The 15,257-nt window shown below is 64.7% G+C and carries 15 protein-coding genes; 12 read left to right on the top strand and 3 right to left on the bottom strand.

The genetic code is table 11. The features are described from left to right. Window positions 1–16 precede the first annotated feature (16 nt). Window positions 17–1,825, top strand: a complete 1,809-nt coding sequence (cysC, locus tag VGG51_14120) for an adenylyl-sulfate kinase (GenBank protein HEY1884162.1) — start codon at window positions 17–19, stop codon at window positions 1,823–1,825. Further along, complete coding sequence (locus VGG51_14125) at window positions 1,822–2,604, top strand: sulfite exporter TauE/SafE family protein (GenBank protein ID HEY1884163.1); 783 nt, start codon at window positions 1,822–1,824, stop codon at window positions 2,602–2,604. Before cysC ends, VGG51_14125 begins: the two co-directional genes overlap by 4 nt. Here VGG51_14125 and VGG51_14130 read toward each other — a convergent pair. The 3 genes from VGG51_14130 to VGG51_14140 are packed head-to-tail and all read right to left on the bottom strand — an operon-like array spanning window position 2,601 to window position 7,153. Next, window positions 2,601–3,335, bottom strand: coding sequence for a sugar phosphate nucleotidyltransferase (locus VGG51_14130; GenBank protein HEY1884164.1), 735 nt, complete (start codon window positions 3,333–3,335; stop codon window positions 2,601–2,603). The two genes, VGG51_14125 and VGG51_14130, sit on opposite strands and share 4 nt — an antisense overlap. Continuing rightward, window positions 3,332–4,315, bottom strand: a complete 984-nt coding sequence (rfbB, locus tag VGG51_14135; GenBank protein ID HEY1884165.1) for a dTDP-glucose 4,6-dehydratase — start codon at window positions 4,313–4,315, stop codon at window positions 3,332–3,334. Before rfbB ends, VGG51_14130 begins: the two co-directional genes overlap by 4 nt. Window positions 4,316–4,348: 33 nt before the next feature. After that, the gene (locus VGG51_14140; GenBank protein ID HEY1884166.1) at window positions 4,349–7,153 is read right to left on the bottom strand and encodes a LuxR C-terminal-related transcriptional regulator; all 2,805 of its coding nucleotides are present in this window, start codon (window positions 7,151–7,153) and stop codon (window positions 4,349–4,351) included. Between the two features lies 1 nt (window position 7,154). Between VGG51_14140 and VGG51_14145 the strand changes: the two genes are divergently transcribed. The 10 genes from VGG51_14145 to VGG51_14190 all read left to right on the top strand — a co-directional run bounded on the left by VGG51_14145 (window position 7,155) and on the right by VGG51_14190 (window position 15,255). Continuing rightward, window positions 7,155–8,228 (top strand): methyltransferase domain-containing protein, encoded by a 1,074-nt coding sequence (locus tag VGG51_14145; GenBank protein HEY1884167.1) that lies wholly within the window; start codon window positions 7,155–7,157, stop codon window positions 8,226–8,228. A gap of 311 nt (window positions 8,229–8,539) precedes the next feature. Continuing rightward, window positions 8,540–9,313, top strand: coding sequence for a 30S ribosomal protein S2 (gene rpsB / locus VGG51_14150; protein HEY1884168.1), 774 nt, complete (start codon window positions 8,540–8,542; stop codon window positions 9,311–9,313). Continuing rightward, entirely contained in the window at window positions 9,310–9,909 is a 600-nt protein-coding gene (gene tsf / locus VGG51_14155; protein HEY1884169.1) for a translation elongation factor Ts, read from the top strand. Before rpsB ends, tsf begins: the two co-directional genes overlap by 4 nt. Further along, window positions 9,902–10,651, top strand: coding sequence for a UMP kinase (pyrH, locus tag VGG51_14160; GenBank protein HEY1884170.1), 750 nt, complete (start codon window positions 9,902–9,904; stop codon window positions 10,649–10,651). The genes tsf and pyrH overlap by 8 nt, the downstream gene beginning before the upstream one ends. 4 nt (window positions 10,652–10,655) lie before the next feature. Further along, entirely contained in the window at window positions 10,656–11,213 is a 558-nt protein-coding gene (gene frr / locus VGG51_14165) for a ribosome recycling factor (protein HEY1884171.1), read from the top strand. Continuing rightward, the gene (locus VGG51_14170; protein ID HEY1884172.1) at window positions 11,210–11,404 is read left to right on the top strand and encodes a hypothetical protein; all 195 of its coding nucleotides are present in this window, start codon (window positions 11,210–11,212) and stop codon (window positions 11,402–11,404) included. Before frr ends, VGG51_14170 begins: the two co-directional genes overlap by 4 nt. Beyond that, a complete protein-coding gene (uppS, locus tag VGG51_14175; protein ID HEY1884173.1) occupies window positions 11,401–12,144 on the top strand; it encodes a polyprenyl diphosphate synthase in 744 nt (247 codons plus the stop codon). Before VGG51_14170 ends, uppS begins: the two co-directional genes overlap by 4 nt. After that, on the top strand, window positions 12,141–12,944 hold the full coding sequence (locus tag VGG51_14180; protein HEY1884174.1) for a phosphatidate cytidylyltransferase: 804 nt from the start codon (window positions 12,141–12,143) through the stop codon (window positions 12,942–12,944). Before uppS ends, VGG51_14180 begins: the two co-directional genes overlap by 4 nt. Then, window positions 12,941–14,110: a 1-deoxy-D-xylulose-5-phosphate reductoisomerase gene (locus tag VGG51_14185; GenBank protein HEY1884175.1), complete on the top strand. Its 1,170-nt coding sequence runs from the start codon at window positions 12,941–12,943 to the stop codon at window positions 14,108–14,110. The genes VGG51_14180 and VGG51_14185 overlap by 4 nt, the downstream gene beginning before the upstream one ends. Then, window positions 14,107–15,255 carry a M50 family metallopeptidase gene (locus VGG51_14190; protein ID HEY1884176.1) on the top strand — a complete coding sequence of 383 codons (1,149 nt, stop codon included), beginning with the start codon at window positions 14,107–14,109 and terminating at the stop codon, window positions 15,253–15,255. Before VGG51_14185 ends, VGG51_14190 begins: the two co-directional genes overlap by 4 nt. Window positions 15,256–15,257 lie beyond the last annotated feature (2 nt).

Raw genomic sequence — 15,257 nt, forward strand, 5'->3', positions numbered from 1 at the left:
ACAAGTTCGGATAGTCATGGTTGGAGACGTCGACGCTGGTAAGTCGACGATCCTGGGAAGAATGCTGGTCGATCTCGGCCAGGTAACGCCGGCAAAGCTCGAGGAGCTGCAGAGCTCCAGTACCAAGCGAGGCGTCCCGATCGAGTACTCGTTCCTGCTGGACGCTTTCCAGCTCGAGCGCGATCAAGCGATCACCCTGGACATCTCGCGTATCTGGTTGCGCATGCCCGATCGCGACTACGTCTTCGTCGATGCGCCCGGCCACCGGGAGCTGATCCGGAACCTGCTTACCGGTGCTTCCGAGGTCGACGCAGCGATCATGGTCGTTGCGGTCGACGAGGGCATCACGCTGCAGACCCGGCGGCAGGCGCTCTTCCTGCAGTGGTTCGGTTTCAAAGAGCTGCTGGTCGTGGTCAACAAGCTCGACCTCTCCGACGAGCCCGAAACCGCGTTCGTGGCGCGCCGTGCGGAGATTCGCACCTTCCTCGAACAGCTCGGCATCACGCCGATCGAAATCATCCCGCTGGCCGCGCGCGACGGCGATAACATCGCGGTGGCCACCCAGCGCTGGTCGTGGTGGAAGGGCCCGACGCTGCTCGAGTCGCTCGCCCAGCTTCATCCGTATACGGCACCGGCCGGCGGCCCGCTGCGGTTCGTCGTACAAGACGTCTATCGTCGCGACGGCAATCGGCTTATCGCCGGGCTCGTCGAGGCGGGCACGCTTCGCGCGGGCGAACGCGTTGTCTTCTGGCCCCTGCAGACCGACGCGGTCGTTAGTGCGATCCATCGGTGGCCGCAAGAAGTCGATGAGGCAAAGGCCGGCGACGCGGTGGCGATCGCGCTCGACGAGCGAATCTTCGTCGACCGCGGCGCGGTGGCGAGTTATCCCGGCGATGGACCCGCACTCGGACACGCGGTGCAGGCGACCGTCGTTTGGCTCGGCGGCGATCCGGTCATGCCCGGCGAGACGCTTCGTCTACGCATCGGAACGCGCGAGATGCCCGTTACCCTACAACGCATCGACGAAGTGATCGATCCCGACACGCTCGCCGGCAAGCCCGGCGATGTGGTTGCAAAGAGCGACGTCGCGGTCATCACGCTCGCGGCGCGCGAGCTGATCGCCGCCGACGATGAGTTGGAGACGACCAGCATCGGACGTTTCGTCCTGCTGCACGGCACCAACGTCGTCGCCGGCGGCCGCGTTCGCTCGGTCATCGGGCGCCCGCGCTCGGAGGGCGCGACCGATATCGTCGCGCAGACTTCCTCGGTGCAGCCGAATGAGCGATTCTGGCGCAACGGTCATCGCGGCGGCGTCTTCTGGCTCACCGGGCTGCCGAGCGCCGGTAAGTCTACGCTCGCCATGACGGCGCAGCGGATGCTCTTCGATCGGGGCCGGCACGTCTACGTTCTCGACGGGGACACGCTGCGGACCTCGTTGAATGTTGACCTAGGTTTCTCTGAGGAGGACCGCTCCGAGAACGTCCGGCGGACGGCAGCCGTGGCTGCGGTGCTCGCCGATGGGGGTTTCGTGGTGATCTGCGCGCTGATCTCACCCTTTTCTGACGACCGTACCAAGGCGCGTGCTTCCTACCCCGGCGGCTTCCACGAAGTCTACGTTTCCTGCGACCTGCAAACGGCGGAAGGTCGCGACGTCAAGGGTCACTACAAGCGGGCTCGCGCCGGAGAGATCGCCCGCTTCACCGGAATCTCCTCGCCGTACGAGGCGCCCCAGAATCCCGACTTGGCGGTCGATACAACCCGGCAGTCGATCCCCGAGTCGGCGGCGACGCTCATCGAGTATATCGAGGAGCACACCAAGCCTTGATTTGGAGCTACGTGGTTGTCGGCTTCATCGTCGGAGCCTGCACAGCGTATAGCGGCGTCGGGGCGGGTGCCATCACGACGCCGCTGCTCATCTTCCTCGGGGTCGGCACGGACAAGGCAATCGGTTCTGACCTGCTCTTCGCGCTTGGTACGCGGCTCGTTGCCATGATCGCACACGTGCAGAAACGGACGGTGCAGGTTTCCGTCCTTTGGCGGCTCTCGATCGGCGGGCTCCCGGGGGCGATCATCGGCGTTGCGCTCAGCGTTTGGCTGCACAAGCACCTCGATATCCGGCAGCTCGAACACACGTTGCGGCTTGCGGTCGCCGGCGCACTGCTGATCTCGGCGGCCGGAATCATCTTCAATCGCAGGCTCGCCGGCGATTTCTCCGATACGGCCGCGAACAAGCTTCCCACCCTGCGGCTCGCACTGATCGGGTTCTTTGTTGGGATTACGGTCAGCATTACGTCGATCGGCGCCGGGTCGCTGACGCTTCCGCTCTTGCTGTTGGTTGCGCCGGTCGTTGCGCTGCGCCGCCTCGTCGGAACGGATCTCGCCTTCGCCGTCGTCGTCCTCGTACCGTCACTGCTCGGTCACTGGAAGATCGGGGACGTCAATCCGATGATCGCCGGGTCGTTGCTGCTTGGCTCGATACCGGGCGTCTTCGTCGGAGCGCACTTTGTAACGCGGCTGCCGGAACGGTGGTTCCGCGGCGCGCTGGCGTGCCTGCTCGTGATCGTCGCGCTCTTCCTTCTGCCGATCGGCGCGCCGCACTCCTAGGAGCGCAGGCGGGGCGCTCGCTCCTTCGCGACGAGTTCGTTGGCGCGGAAGAGGCTCTCAAAGGTTCCCGCGTCGGTCCACCATCCTTCGAGAACGTCGTAGTGCAGATCGCCCTGCGCGATGTAACGATTGTGCACGTCGACGATCTCCAGCTCGCCACGCTGCGAAGGCACGAGCGTACGAATGAACTCGAAGACGCGGCGGTCGAACATATAGATACCCGTCACGGCATAGGAGCTCTTCGGTTCGGCCGGCTTCTCCTCGATCGCGACGATCTGCTCTCCATCGAGCACCGGAACGCCGAAGCGGCTGGGGTCGGCGACCGCCTTGAGCAGAATGCGCGCGCCGGAAGGCTGGGCGCGGAAGCGCTCCACATACGGTGCGATGCTCTCCTGAAGCAAATTGTCTCCCAGAACGACGACGATCCGTTCGCCCTCGGCGAAGTGCTCGGCGAGACGGAGCGCGTCGGCGATGCCGCCTTCGCCTTCCTGATACGTGTAGTAGATGTCGTGCAGGCCGAACTCCGCGCCGTTTCCCAGCAAGCGGAGGAAGTCGCCGGCGGAGCCGCCCCCGGTGACGATCATGATGTCGCGAATGCCCGCCGAACAGAGCGTGTGCAGCGGATAGTAGATCATCGGGCGGTCGTAGACCGGCAGAAGATGTTTGTTGGTCACCTTCGTCAGCGGGCGCAGACGGCTGCCGAGCCCGCCCGCGAGGATTACGCCCTTCATGCGGGCGCCGCTTTCAAGGGACGCCACCACGCTTCGTTGCGGCGGTACCAGTCGATCGTTCGCGCGATGCCCTCGGCGAAGGGCACGCGCGGTTGCCATCCCAGCGAGTGCAGCCGCGAGCTATCGATGGCGTAGCGGCGATCGTGCCCGAGCCGGTCGGTGACGTGTTCGACGTGGCGTTCCATCGAACGGCCGCAGCCTTCGACGAGCAGCCGCGTGAGCTCCATATTGGTCATCGGTGTTCCCCCGCCGAGGTTGTAGGCGCGCCCCGTTTCGCCGCGCTCCAAGACGTCGAGAATTCCGCGCGCATGATCTTCGACCCACAGCCAGTCGCGGATCTGTAATCCATCACCGTAGACGGGAACGCGCCGGTCGTCAAGCAGGTTGGTAATGAAGAGCGGGACGATCTTCTCAGGAAATTGATTCGGCCCGTAGGTGTTGCTGCCGCGGGTGATGACGACCGGCGATGCGTACGTCGCGTGATACGCCAGCGCGAGCAGATCGCCCGCCGCTTTGCTGGCCGCGTACGGACTGCGGGGCCGCAGCGGATCGCTTTCGCGCGACGCACCTTCGGGGACGTGCCCGTAGACTTCGTCGGTCGAGACTTGAAGCATGCGCGGTACTCTTTGGGCGCGCAAGGCTTCGAGGAGAACGTGCGTTCCGAGGGCGTCGGTGCGGACGAAGTCTCGTGCGTCGGCGATCGAACGGTCGACGTGGGTCTCGGCGGCGAAGTTCACCAACGCCTCCGCGCCGGAGCCGATCGCCTCGCGTACTGCCGCGGGGTCGCAGATGTCCCCCTTGATGAAGCGATATCGCGGATTGCCTTGCACGTCCGGCAGATTTTTGGGATTGGCGGCGTAGGTCATCGCATCGAGATTGACGACCTCCACGTTTGGACGCTCGCGCAGCACGAGGCGAACGAAGTGCGATCCGATGAAGCCCAAGCCTCCGGTGACAACCCAGCGCATTGCGCGCGGCATTCGGTGCTCCGCCGGAAAATCTTAGGGAGTCTTTTACGATTGGGCGGCCACGAGCGCGATGAGCTGGCGCCGCGACGTCAGGTCGAAACGATCGAAGATCGCGGCGATGTGGGTCTCGACGGTGCGTTCGCCGATGAAGAGGCGCGCCGCGATCTCGCGATTGCTCAGGCCGCCGGCCGCCAGTTGCGCGACCTCCAACTCGCGCGGCGTAAGGCGGTCGCCCGCGGCTCGGTGACGCGCCCGTCGCCGAGCGGAATCCAGCTCGCGGAGCTGCCGATGATAACCGAGCCGCAGGTAGATTTCCCGCGCCTGGGCGTGCCGGCCCGCGACCTCGAGCGCCGCGGCTCGTTCCCAAGGCCAGCCGATCGCTTCGAATTCCGCTGCGGCTCGCAACGCGAGCGACTTCGCAAGCGCCGGCTGCCGTTGCCGGCGGGCAACACGTGCGTCGAAGAGCGCGAGGTGGGCGCGCGCCGATAAGTGTGCCTCGTCGCCGGCCGCTGCCGCGAGCAGTGCGCGTGCCTTCTCCCGCTCGGTGCGCTGCTCGCCGGCGCCCACCTGATCGATCAGCCACAGCGAGAGATCTGCCGACGAGATGGCGGCGATCGCCCGCGTTCGCAATCTCTGCGCCTCGCTCGTCTGCCCGGTCGAATCGAGATAGGCAGCGAGCGCGCCCGACAACAGTCCGATGTTTTGCGTCTCGCGGGATTCGAACGCGGCCGCGACGGCGTCGTCGAATGCGCTTCGATCGAACGGAAGCTCTTCGTCCGCGAGATAGGCGAGCCTGATCTCCATCGCGACCTGCGCGGTCTGCGCGAGCACCATTTCGGAGACCGCCTGGCGTCCGCGCGCGTGCGTGGCGCGCGCCGCGCCGATATCCCCGCTCATCAGGCGCGCCGACGCCAATCCCTGGTTCGCGAGCATGCCAATTTTCCCGAACTCGTCGATCGGAAGGAGCTCGACGGATTCACCGTAGGCGCCCAGCGCGCGCTCCGTATAACCGGTCGCCAGCGCCCGGCTGGCATAGTTGCTCAAGGCCCACGTGAGCTGCTCGGGATCGCCGACCTCGCGCGCGATCGCGACCGCGCGTTCGTAATCCTCGAAGGCGGTTCGCAAACGTGCCGTCGTTGCCCGTACGAGCGCGCGCACCATGTGAAAATCGCGGCGCTGCGAGGGCGGCGGCCGGCCGGGTAAGAGCGCCGCTCGCTGCAGCTGCGCGTCGGCCTCCTGCAAACGTCCTTGCAGCGCGGCGAAGTGCGCGAGCGTCACGTGCGCGTCGAACGCGATCGCGCCGCCTCCCTCGCAGAGCTGCAGGGAGCGCGCAATGGCCCGCGACGCGTCGTGCGGGCGCGCGTACTCGAAGTATCTGCGGGCCAGCCGTGTCGCGAGCGACGCCGCTTTGCGCCGATCGCCCCGCGCCTCGTAGGCGTCGACGGAGCGCTCGAGATAGAGACACGATTCGGCGAGGTTGCCGCCGATCGAGAGCGCGCGAGAGTACTTCTCGTAGAGGGCGGCAACGTCCGCGCCCGGCTCGGCGCGCATGCGTGCCGCCCGACCGTACGCGTCTTGCGCGTCGCGGTGCGCGTTGCGCGCTGCCGCGTGATCGCCGGCCAGTTCGTAGGCGCGGGTTGCGCGTGCGCTTTCGCCCGCGGCGCTCCAGTGAAAAGCGATCTGCCCGGGGTCGGCCGGCCATTTGGCGCGCTCCAAGAGGGCTGCCAGCTCGCGATGCGTCATTTGCCGCTGCGCTTGCAGCAGTTCGCGATAGAGGATTTCGCGCGTAAGCGCGTGCCGAAATGCGAAGAGTCCGCTGCCTTCGATCTCGCGCACGAGCTGCAGGTCCCGCGCCCCGATGAGCGCGGCCGCAACGCCGCGCTCATCTCGTTTCGTGAGTTCGGCGAGCAGCACCGGCGAGAACGTTTGGCCGATCACCGAGGCTTGCAGCAGCGTATCTCGATCGTCGCGAGGGAGGCGCTCGAAACGCGCGAGGATTCCCGCGCGAATGCTCAGCGGCACCGCATCGAAGGACGCCGGGGCATCGAGCGCCACCGTGCTGCTGACCAGTTCCTCGGCGAAGTATGGTTTGCCCTCGGCGAGCGCGCTGATGCGTTCGACCTGGTGCGAACGGTGCGGTGATTCGAGCGGCAGCAATAGCGCGACCAGACGATGCATGTCGTCGCGGCCCAGCGGGTCGACGTTGACGCGGCGCGCTCCGTTTCGCAGCAATGTGTTGAGCGCGTCGAGCCGCGCGTGGTCGCGTTCGAGGTCGTCGGAACGCACGGTAGCGATCGCGAGGACCGGTGCCGCTCCGAACCGGCGTGCGAAAAACGCGAGAAACTCCAAGGTTGCAAAATCCGCCCAGTGGAGGTCTTCGAGCAGCACGAGGATGGGAAGCTGCGTCGAGGCGAGGGCAGCGCTCGCCGCAACAAAGGCCCGATATCGCTTCGCCTCGGAGGCCGCTCCGCTGCCCGAGAGCTCCTCGCCGGTCTCGAATGGCGCTGGGAGCGCGAGGGCGGAAAAGATCTCGCGTAACGGCGCAAAAGGCGGGCAGAGACCATCGGCGCACGTACCAAGCGCGACGCGCGCGCCGTCGGTCGCCACCCTCGCACCGAAATCGTCGAGCAGGCGCGTTTTCCAACGCCTGCCTCGCCCCACAGCAAAAGGAAGCTCGCGCGACCGTCGTCGCGGACTCGCTGGTAAACCTCCTCGAGCTCGGCCAGCACGGACTCTCGGCCGATGAGCGGGCTCCGAGCTCGGGCGGCGTTTCCTCCGTACACGCCCCGATGCACGACTCCGATAGCTTCCGTATGCTAGTGCAGAAAATCTTTCAACGGAGGAAACCACTTTGAGTATTACTACCGCGCCGCTCGATCCGGAGAAGCTTCACGCCGCCGTGCTGCGCTTTCTCGGCGACGTCGGCAGCGCGATAAGCGCGGTCGCGGTCGTCACCGGCGATCGTCTGGGGCTCTACAAGGCACTGGCGGAAAACGGGCCGCAAACCTCAGAGGATCTGGCGAAAGCGACGAAAACGCACGAGCGTTACATTCGGGAATGGCTGGCAAACCAAGCCGCATCGGGCTACATCACGTACGATGCCGGAACGCAGCGTTTCTCTCTGCCGGCGGAGCACGTTCCGGTACTCGCCGACGACGATAGCGAGGTAAACATGTGCGGCCTCTTTGCGATGGCGCAGCCGCTGTTCGCCGACGAACCAGCGATCACCGAAGCGTTTCGCAGCGGAAAGGGTGTCGGCTGGCACGAGCACGATTCGCGCCTGTACGGACTGACGAATCGTGTCTTCCGCAATGGGTATGCGGCGCATCTAGTCGCCGACTGGATCCCGGCGCTCGAAGGGGTGGAGGCAAAGCTGCGGCTCGGTGCGACCGTCGCCGACCTCGGCTGCGGGTACGGCAGCTCGACGATCATGATGGCCGAGGCCTACCGGATGTCCCGATTCATCGGCTATGACTACCACGCCGCTTCGATCGAGGCCGCCCGCAAGGCCGCCAAGCGAGCCGGCGTCGCAGACCGGGTCAGCTTCGAGGTCGGAACCGCCGAGACGATGCCTCAGGGGCAGTTCGACCTGATCTGCTGCTTCGATTGCGTCCACGATATGGGCGATCCGGTCGGAGTGCTTGCCGGCGCGCGCCGCGCGCTCAAGGCCAACGGCACGCTGTTGATCGTCGAACCCTACGCCGGGGACGCGCTCGAGCAGAACCTCAATCCGATCGGCCGGATCTTTTACGGCGCCTCGACGATGCTCTGCACGCCGGCGTCGCTCGCTCAAGAGGTGGGCTTGGCGATGGGGGCGCAAGCAGGCGAGGCGGCGATCCGCAAGGTGGTCACCGGCGCCGGGTTTTCGCACTTCCGGCGGGCGTCCGAGACCCCATTCAACCTGATCTACGAAGCCCGCCCGTAGCCCTCTTGGACTCTAGGAGTCGGTCGGGTTATGCCAAATTCTCGTCTCTGCGCCGCGTTTTGTCGGAATACGTCGTTGCTCTTCGCTCGCAAAGCGCTGCTTTTGTCGCTCATCGCGCCTCGTCTTCGAACAAAATTCGGCGCCAAATCCGAAAATTGCCATAACCCGACAGACTCCTAGGAGCCGCGCGGTTCGCGTGCTATAATCGCGCGGTTGTCCTACTCCACCCGGCAGGGAGGCTGGGTGTCTATGGCTCCAAAGAGGACCCCCGGTCAGGATGGGCGGAGGTCGGGAGCCAGAAAGGTTATCTCATGAGCGTCGTCACCATGCGCGAGCTTCTGGAGGCGGGCGTCCATTTCGGACACCAGACCCGCCGCTGGAACCCGAAGATGAAGCCGTACATCTTCCAAGAGCGCAACGGTATCTATATCATCGACCTCGCGCTGACCGTGCAGAAGCTGCGGGAGACCTACGAGGCCGTTAGGGACCTCGCGCGCGCGGGCCGGGTCATTCTCTTCGTCGGCACCAAGAAGCAGGCACAAGACGTCGTTCGCGAAGAGGCCGAGCGCGCGGGCACGTATTTCATCAACCAGCGTTGGTTGGGAGGCACGCTGACCAACTTCGCGACGATTCAGAAGCGGATCGCCCGTTTGCGTGAGCTCGAGAATATGAAGCTTCAGGGCGACTTCGAACGCCTGCCCAAGAAAGAGGTCGCGAACCTTCAAGACGAGATGAACCGCTTAGAGCGCTTCCTCGGCGGCATCAAAGACATGCACCGCCTGCCCGATGCAATCTTCGTGGTCGATCCGAAGAAAGAACGCATCGCGGTACTCGAAGCCCGCAAGCTGAAAATCCCGATTATCGCGGTGATCGACACAAACTGCGATCCTGACGAGATCGACTATCCGATTCCCGGCAACGATGACGCGATCCGCGCCGTCAAGCTGATGGTCGGCAAGATCGCCGACGCGATCATCGAGGGGAAGACGGAGAGCGAGAGCGCCTACGATCAAGGAGCCTATGAGGAGCCGGCGCCGTCGTACGGCGAGGAAGCTGCCCCAACGATGGCGGAGGCGGGACGTTGATCTCCTATCAGCCCAAAGCCGATGAGATCAAATCGCTCCGTGAGGCGACCAGCGCGCCGATGATGGACTGCCGCCAGGCGCTCGTCGACGCGGCCGGCGACTTCGAGCGCGCAAAAGCGGTGCTGCTCGAGCGCGGCGCAGCGCAGGCGGCCAAGAAGGCCGAACGCGTCGCCAACGAAGGCCTGATAACGAGCTACGTTCACGCCGGCGGCAAGATCGGCGTCCTCGTGGAGGTGAACAGCGAAACCGACTTTGTCGCGCGCAATCCGAAGTTCGCGGAACTCTCGCGAGACATCGCGATGCACGTCGCGGCGATGTCGCCGCAGTACCTCGATCGCCAGAGCGTCCCGGTCGAGATCGTCGATCGGCTGCGCGAAGAGTTCAGGGCCGCGATTCCGGCCGGCAAACCTCCCGACGTCGGCGAGAAAATCGTGCAAGGGAAGCTCAACAAGTGGTTCGAGGAGCACTGCCTGCTCGATCAGGCGTTCGTCAAGGACGACTCGCTGAGCATCGGCGATTTGCTGCACCGCAGCATCGGCGCGCTCGGTGAAAAGATCAAAGTCAGACGCTTCACCCGATATACACTCGGTGACTGAATCCGACCGGCCGCGATTCTCCCGCGTCCTCCTCAAGATCTCGGGCGAGGCCTTTACCGGGCCGGCCAATAGTATCGACGTCCAAAAGACGGACGCAATGGCCGAACAGATCGCCGACGTCAGCCACGACGGCGTCTCGATCGCGATCGTCGTCGGAGGCGGGAACATCTGGCGCGGTAAGGTGCACGAAGAGGCCGGCATGGAGCGCGCGACCGCCGACTACATGGGGATGCTCGCTACGGTTATCAACGCGCTGGCTCTGCAAGACGCGCTGGAACGTATCGGCGTCGCTTCGCGCGTGCAGACCGCGATCGCCATGCATCAGATCGCCGAACCGTACATTCGGCGACGCGCGATTCGCCATTTGGAGAAGGGCCGCATCGTCATCTTCGCCGCCGGAACGGGCAATCCGTATTTCACGACGGACACGACCGCGGCGCTGCGCGCCGTGGAAGTGAACGCCGAAGCGATCCTCAAGGCCACGAAAGTCGACGGCATCTACTCTGCCGATCCGAAGAAGGATCCGTTGGCCACGCGTTTCGAGCAGATCGACTACATGGACGTGCTTCAGCGCGGTCTCGAAGTAATGGACTCGACCTCGATGGCGCTGTGCATGGACAACGCGCTTCCGGTCGTCGTCTTCGATATGGCGGTGCCGGGAAATATCCGGCGCGTCATCTGGGGCGAGGCGATCGGCACGTACGTCGGGCGGCAACCAGCCCCGGTCGGTGGAAGGAGCTAGGAAGATGTCCGATCCTCAATTCAAAGAAGTCGAAGATAAGATGCATAAGTGCGTCGAGGCGACGCGAGGTGAGTTTGCCTCGATTCGTACCGGCAGAGCCTCGCCGGCGCTGCTCGACCGGCTCGTCGTCGAGGCCTACGGGCAGCCGGTGCCGCTCAAACAAGTCGCCGGCGTCTCGACGCCCGATTCCCGGACGCTGCTGATCTCCGCGTGGGACAAAGGGGTCGTGCCCGAAATCCGCAAGGCGATCGACAAGAGCGATCTCGGCCTGACGCCCAACGTCGACGGCACTTCCGTTCGCCTGGTGATCCCGCCGCTCAACGAAGAACGGCGCAAAGACCTGGCAAAGCTCATTAAGAAGAAGGCGGAGGACGGCCGGGTGGCGGTTCGCAACGTGCGCCATCACGCGCACGACGATCTGAAAGGGCAGCTCAAATCTTCGGCGATCACCGAGGACGACAACAAGCGGCTGCAAGAGTCGCTGCAGCGGCTGACCGACCGGTACGTCAAGGAGATCGACGCACTGGTCGTCGCCAAAGAAAAAGAGATCATGGAAGTGTGAGCGAGGACCTGATATTGATGCCGGAGGTGCAGGCTCGCCGCGCGCTCGATGCCCGGCACGTACGGCTGGCGGTCCTTTCCCCGGCGGGAGCGTGGATCGGCGCCGGCGCGTTGCGCGTGCTTCGCATAAACGTTCGCGACGACGGTTCCGCCGACGTGACGGCCGGCTACGAGTCGTACCTCCAGCTATGACGATTTCACTCGCGCGAAGCGCCGCCCCGTCGCTCTCCGGGGGATCGCCGCCGCGCCACGTTGCGATCATCATGGACGGAAACCGGCGCTGGGCCAAGGAGCGTGGTCTTCCGGCCATCGAGGGCCATCGCCGCGGGATGGTCGCGCTGCGCCATGTCACGCGCGCCGCCTCGGACATGGGGATCTCGGTACTAACCGTCTACGGCTTCTCAACCGAGAACTGGAACCGCGCCGCCAAAGAGATCTCGCTGCTCTTCGATTTGTGCGTGCACTTTGCGCGTAACGAACTGATCGAACTGCGGCGTAACAACGTGCGCGTGCAAGTGATGGGAGACTGGGAGTCGCTCCCGCCCGCGCCGCGCGCGGCGCTCGCCGATCTGCAGGCAGAGACGGCGCACAACACGGGGCTGCTGCTCAATATGGCGGTCAACTACAGCTCGCACGCCGAGCTCGAGCGCGCGGTCGCCGCCATTGCCCGCGACGTCGCGAAGGGAGCGCTGCAGCCGGATGCGGTCGACGGGGCCCTGATCCGCAAGTACCTCTATACCGCGGGACTTCCCGAGCTCGACCTGCTGATCCGTCCGGGCGGCGAGCGGCGTCTTTCGAACTTTCTGCTCTATCAAGCGGCCTACGCCGAGCTCGTGATGTGCGACGTTTACTGGCCGGAATTCTCAAAGGATGATCTCGCTCGAGCGATCGCGGAGTTTACACGGCGCCAGCGGCGCTTCGGCGGAGCTTGAGCGCACGGCGGATCGTCGTCGGCCTGATCGTCGCGGCGATCGGACTCTTCTGCGTAATTTTCCCCTGGGCGTTCTATCTGCTGCTGCTGGCCATCGGTCTGGCGAGCATCTACGAATTCAACTATCTCTGTGCGATCAAGGGACAGCCGCTGGAGTACCCTGTCGCGCAGCTCGGCGTCGTCGCCTACATCGCGATGGCCGTCTTCAACGTCCTGCACAACTGGGAAGGCGTGCTGCTCGCCGGAATCATCGTCGCCGCCTTTTGGATCGGCATGTACGGCGAGCAGAAGGGATACTTCGCGCGCACCGCCTACACGCTGCTCGCGGTCCTCTATATCGGCAAGCTCCTGACCTATTTCGTGTTTATTCGACAGATCGACGGCAACGGAATGTGGCTGACGTTCTACGTCATCGCGATCATCGCGCTAACCGATATCTTTGCGATGGTCGTGGGCTCGCTCATCGGGCGGCACCGGCTGAGCAAGATCTCTCCGAACAAAACGATCGAAGGCTCCGTCGGGTCGATGCTGCTCGCCACCGCCTTCGCAACGGGCGCGACCTGGTTTGCGCCTTTGCACCTGCAATGGTGGCAGGGCGCGGCGCTCGGCGCATTGACCAGCGTTGCCGCACAAATCGGCGACTTGGTCGAGTCTGCCTTCAAACGTGACGCCGGCGTGAAAGATGCGGGCGGGATGATCGTCGGCCACGGCGGCGTGCTCGATCGTTTTGACTCCTATCTTCTCGGCGGCGTAACGTTTTTCGCGCTGCTGCATCTCTTGGGCGTGCTGCAGCTCCAATGAGCGAACGCAAGCGGGTTGCGATTCTTGGTTCGACGGGATCGATCGGGACACAAGCGCTCGACGTCATCGCCGCGTACCCCGAACGCTTTGAGGTGGTGGGCCTTGCGGCGGGACGCAACATCGAGCTGCTGACGGCGCAGGCCGCGCGCTTTGGGGTCGAGATCGCAACGTCGGCCGCAAACGGTCCGCAAGGGCTCATGCGAGTCGCCGTGGAGAGCGAACCCGAGATTCTGCTTGCCGCGACCGACGGTTCGGTCGCGTTCGACGCGGTCTTTGCAGCGGTGCAGCGCGGTACCGACATCGCCGTCGCCAACAAGGAGCTGGTCGTCGCAGCGGGCGAGCTTTTCGTGGAAGCGGCCCGCGCGAGCGGCGCGCGTCTGCTGCCTGTCGATAGCGAACACAGCGCGATCTTTCAGTGCCTCATCGGCGAAGAGCGTTCGCGAGTCGCGGCGATCGTGCTCACCGCCTCGGGCGGACCATTCTGGGGCACGCCGCGCGAGGTGATGGAACGCGCGGATCTTGCCGCGGCGCTCGCGCACCCGACCTGGCGTATGGGAACGAAGAACACGATCGATTCGGCGACGATGATGAACAAGGGCCTCGAAGTCATCGAAGCGAGCCGCCTCTTTGGTTTTGGCGGCGAGCGCGTGCTCATCGTCGTGCACCCGCAGTCGATCGCTCACGGCTTTGTCGTCTTCACCGACGGCAGCGTAAAGTCGCAGCTAGCCGCGCCCGATATGCGCCTGCCGATCGGCTACGCGCTCGCGTACCCCGACCGGCTGGTCGCGCCGGAGCTGCCGGCTTCCCCGCTCGATCCGCAATCGGGCGTGCTCCGTATTTTAGGGGCAAAGCAAGAGACGGGGGCCTTGCGTTACGAATTCGAGGCTCCGGATCCGGTTCGATTCCCCTGCGTCGCCCTGGCCTACGAAGCCTTAGCCCAGGGAGGCGCGATGCCCGCGATCCTTTCCGCTGCAAACGAAGTCGCCGTGCATGCGTTTGTTGAAGGAAGGATTGCGTTTGGGAACATTTCCGAGGTCATCGAGGTAGCCATGGAGCGGAGCGGACCGGCAGAGCTCAGCCTCGACGGGGTTCGCCTGGCCGATCGGGAGGCCCGGGCCAATGCGCAAGTAATCGTAGATAGTATCGAAAGGTCGCTAAGTCGTTGATTCTCATCGCCGCCGTCAGCCTGATCGGATTCGAGAAGGTCGTTACCTTCCTGCTGATGCTTTCCGTTCTCATCGTGCTGCACGAGTTCGGCCACTTCGTGATGGCCCGGCGCAACGGCGTGCGGGTCAATGAGTTTGCCGTGGGTTTCGGCCCGCGGCTGGCCGGCTGGACGAGCCCGCGTAGCGGAACCCTCTATTCACTGCGCGCCTTTCCCATCGGCGGCTTCTGCGCGATGGAAGGCGAGGACGGGCGCGTCTCGGAGGCCGAGCAGCAGCGCAACTTCCGCAGCAGCGCGCGGGGCGGCGAAGCGAACTTCCAGGCGAAATCGCCCTGGGTACGGCTCGTGATTATTCTCGCGGGCCCATTTGCCAATTTCGTGCTCTGCTACGTCATCTTGCTCGTCGGCGCGCTGGCCTTCGGCGTTACATCGGATAAGCCGAATCAGGCCGTTCAGCCGATCGTCGGCCAGGTAAACGCGGGATCGCCCGCCGAGATCGCGGGGATCCGCGCCGGGGACCGCATCGTTGCAATCGGCGACGTTCCGGTGACCAGCGGCAAAGAGCTGGTCGACACGATTCATGCATCGCTGGGCAAGCGGCTCGATCTCGTCTATCAGCGCAACGGTGCTCGTACGGAGGTCTACGTCCAGCCGAAGCCCTGTCCCGCGCAAGTCGTCGGCCGCGGCAAAGGCTGCATTGGGTTTTCGCCGGTGCCCGAACTTCAGCGCGTCGGACTTGCCGAGGCCGTCCGTGCCAGTGGAGAAGAGTTCGCCGGCATCGCCGATCAGACGGTCGAAAGCATCGTGTTGCTCGTCACGCAGTTCTCAAAATACGCGCCGCAGATCTCCGGACCGATCGGCATGGGGCAGGTCGCCATCACCGTTCAGGATTGGGGTTGGGGCCCGTACTTCACGCTCGCGGCGACGATCTCGTTTGCCCTGGGGCTCTTTAATCTGCTTCCGATTCCGGCGCTCGACGGCGGCCGCGCGGCGTTCATCATCGCCGAACTGATTCGCGGGCGTCCGGTGGACCCGGAGAAGGAGGCGATGGTTCACCTGGCAGGGTTTGCGGCGCTGATGGCGCTGATCATGCTCGTGGCCTTTCACGATATCGCCCGAATCGTCTCCGGACAGGGAGTGATGTAACC

The sequence above is a fragment of the Candidatus Cybelea sp. genome, from assembly GCA_036489315.1.
GTDB lineage: Bacteria > Vulcanimicrobiota > Vulcanimicrobiia > Vulcanimicrobiales > Vulcanimicrobiaceae > Cybelea.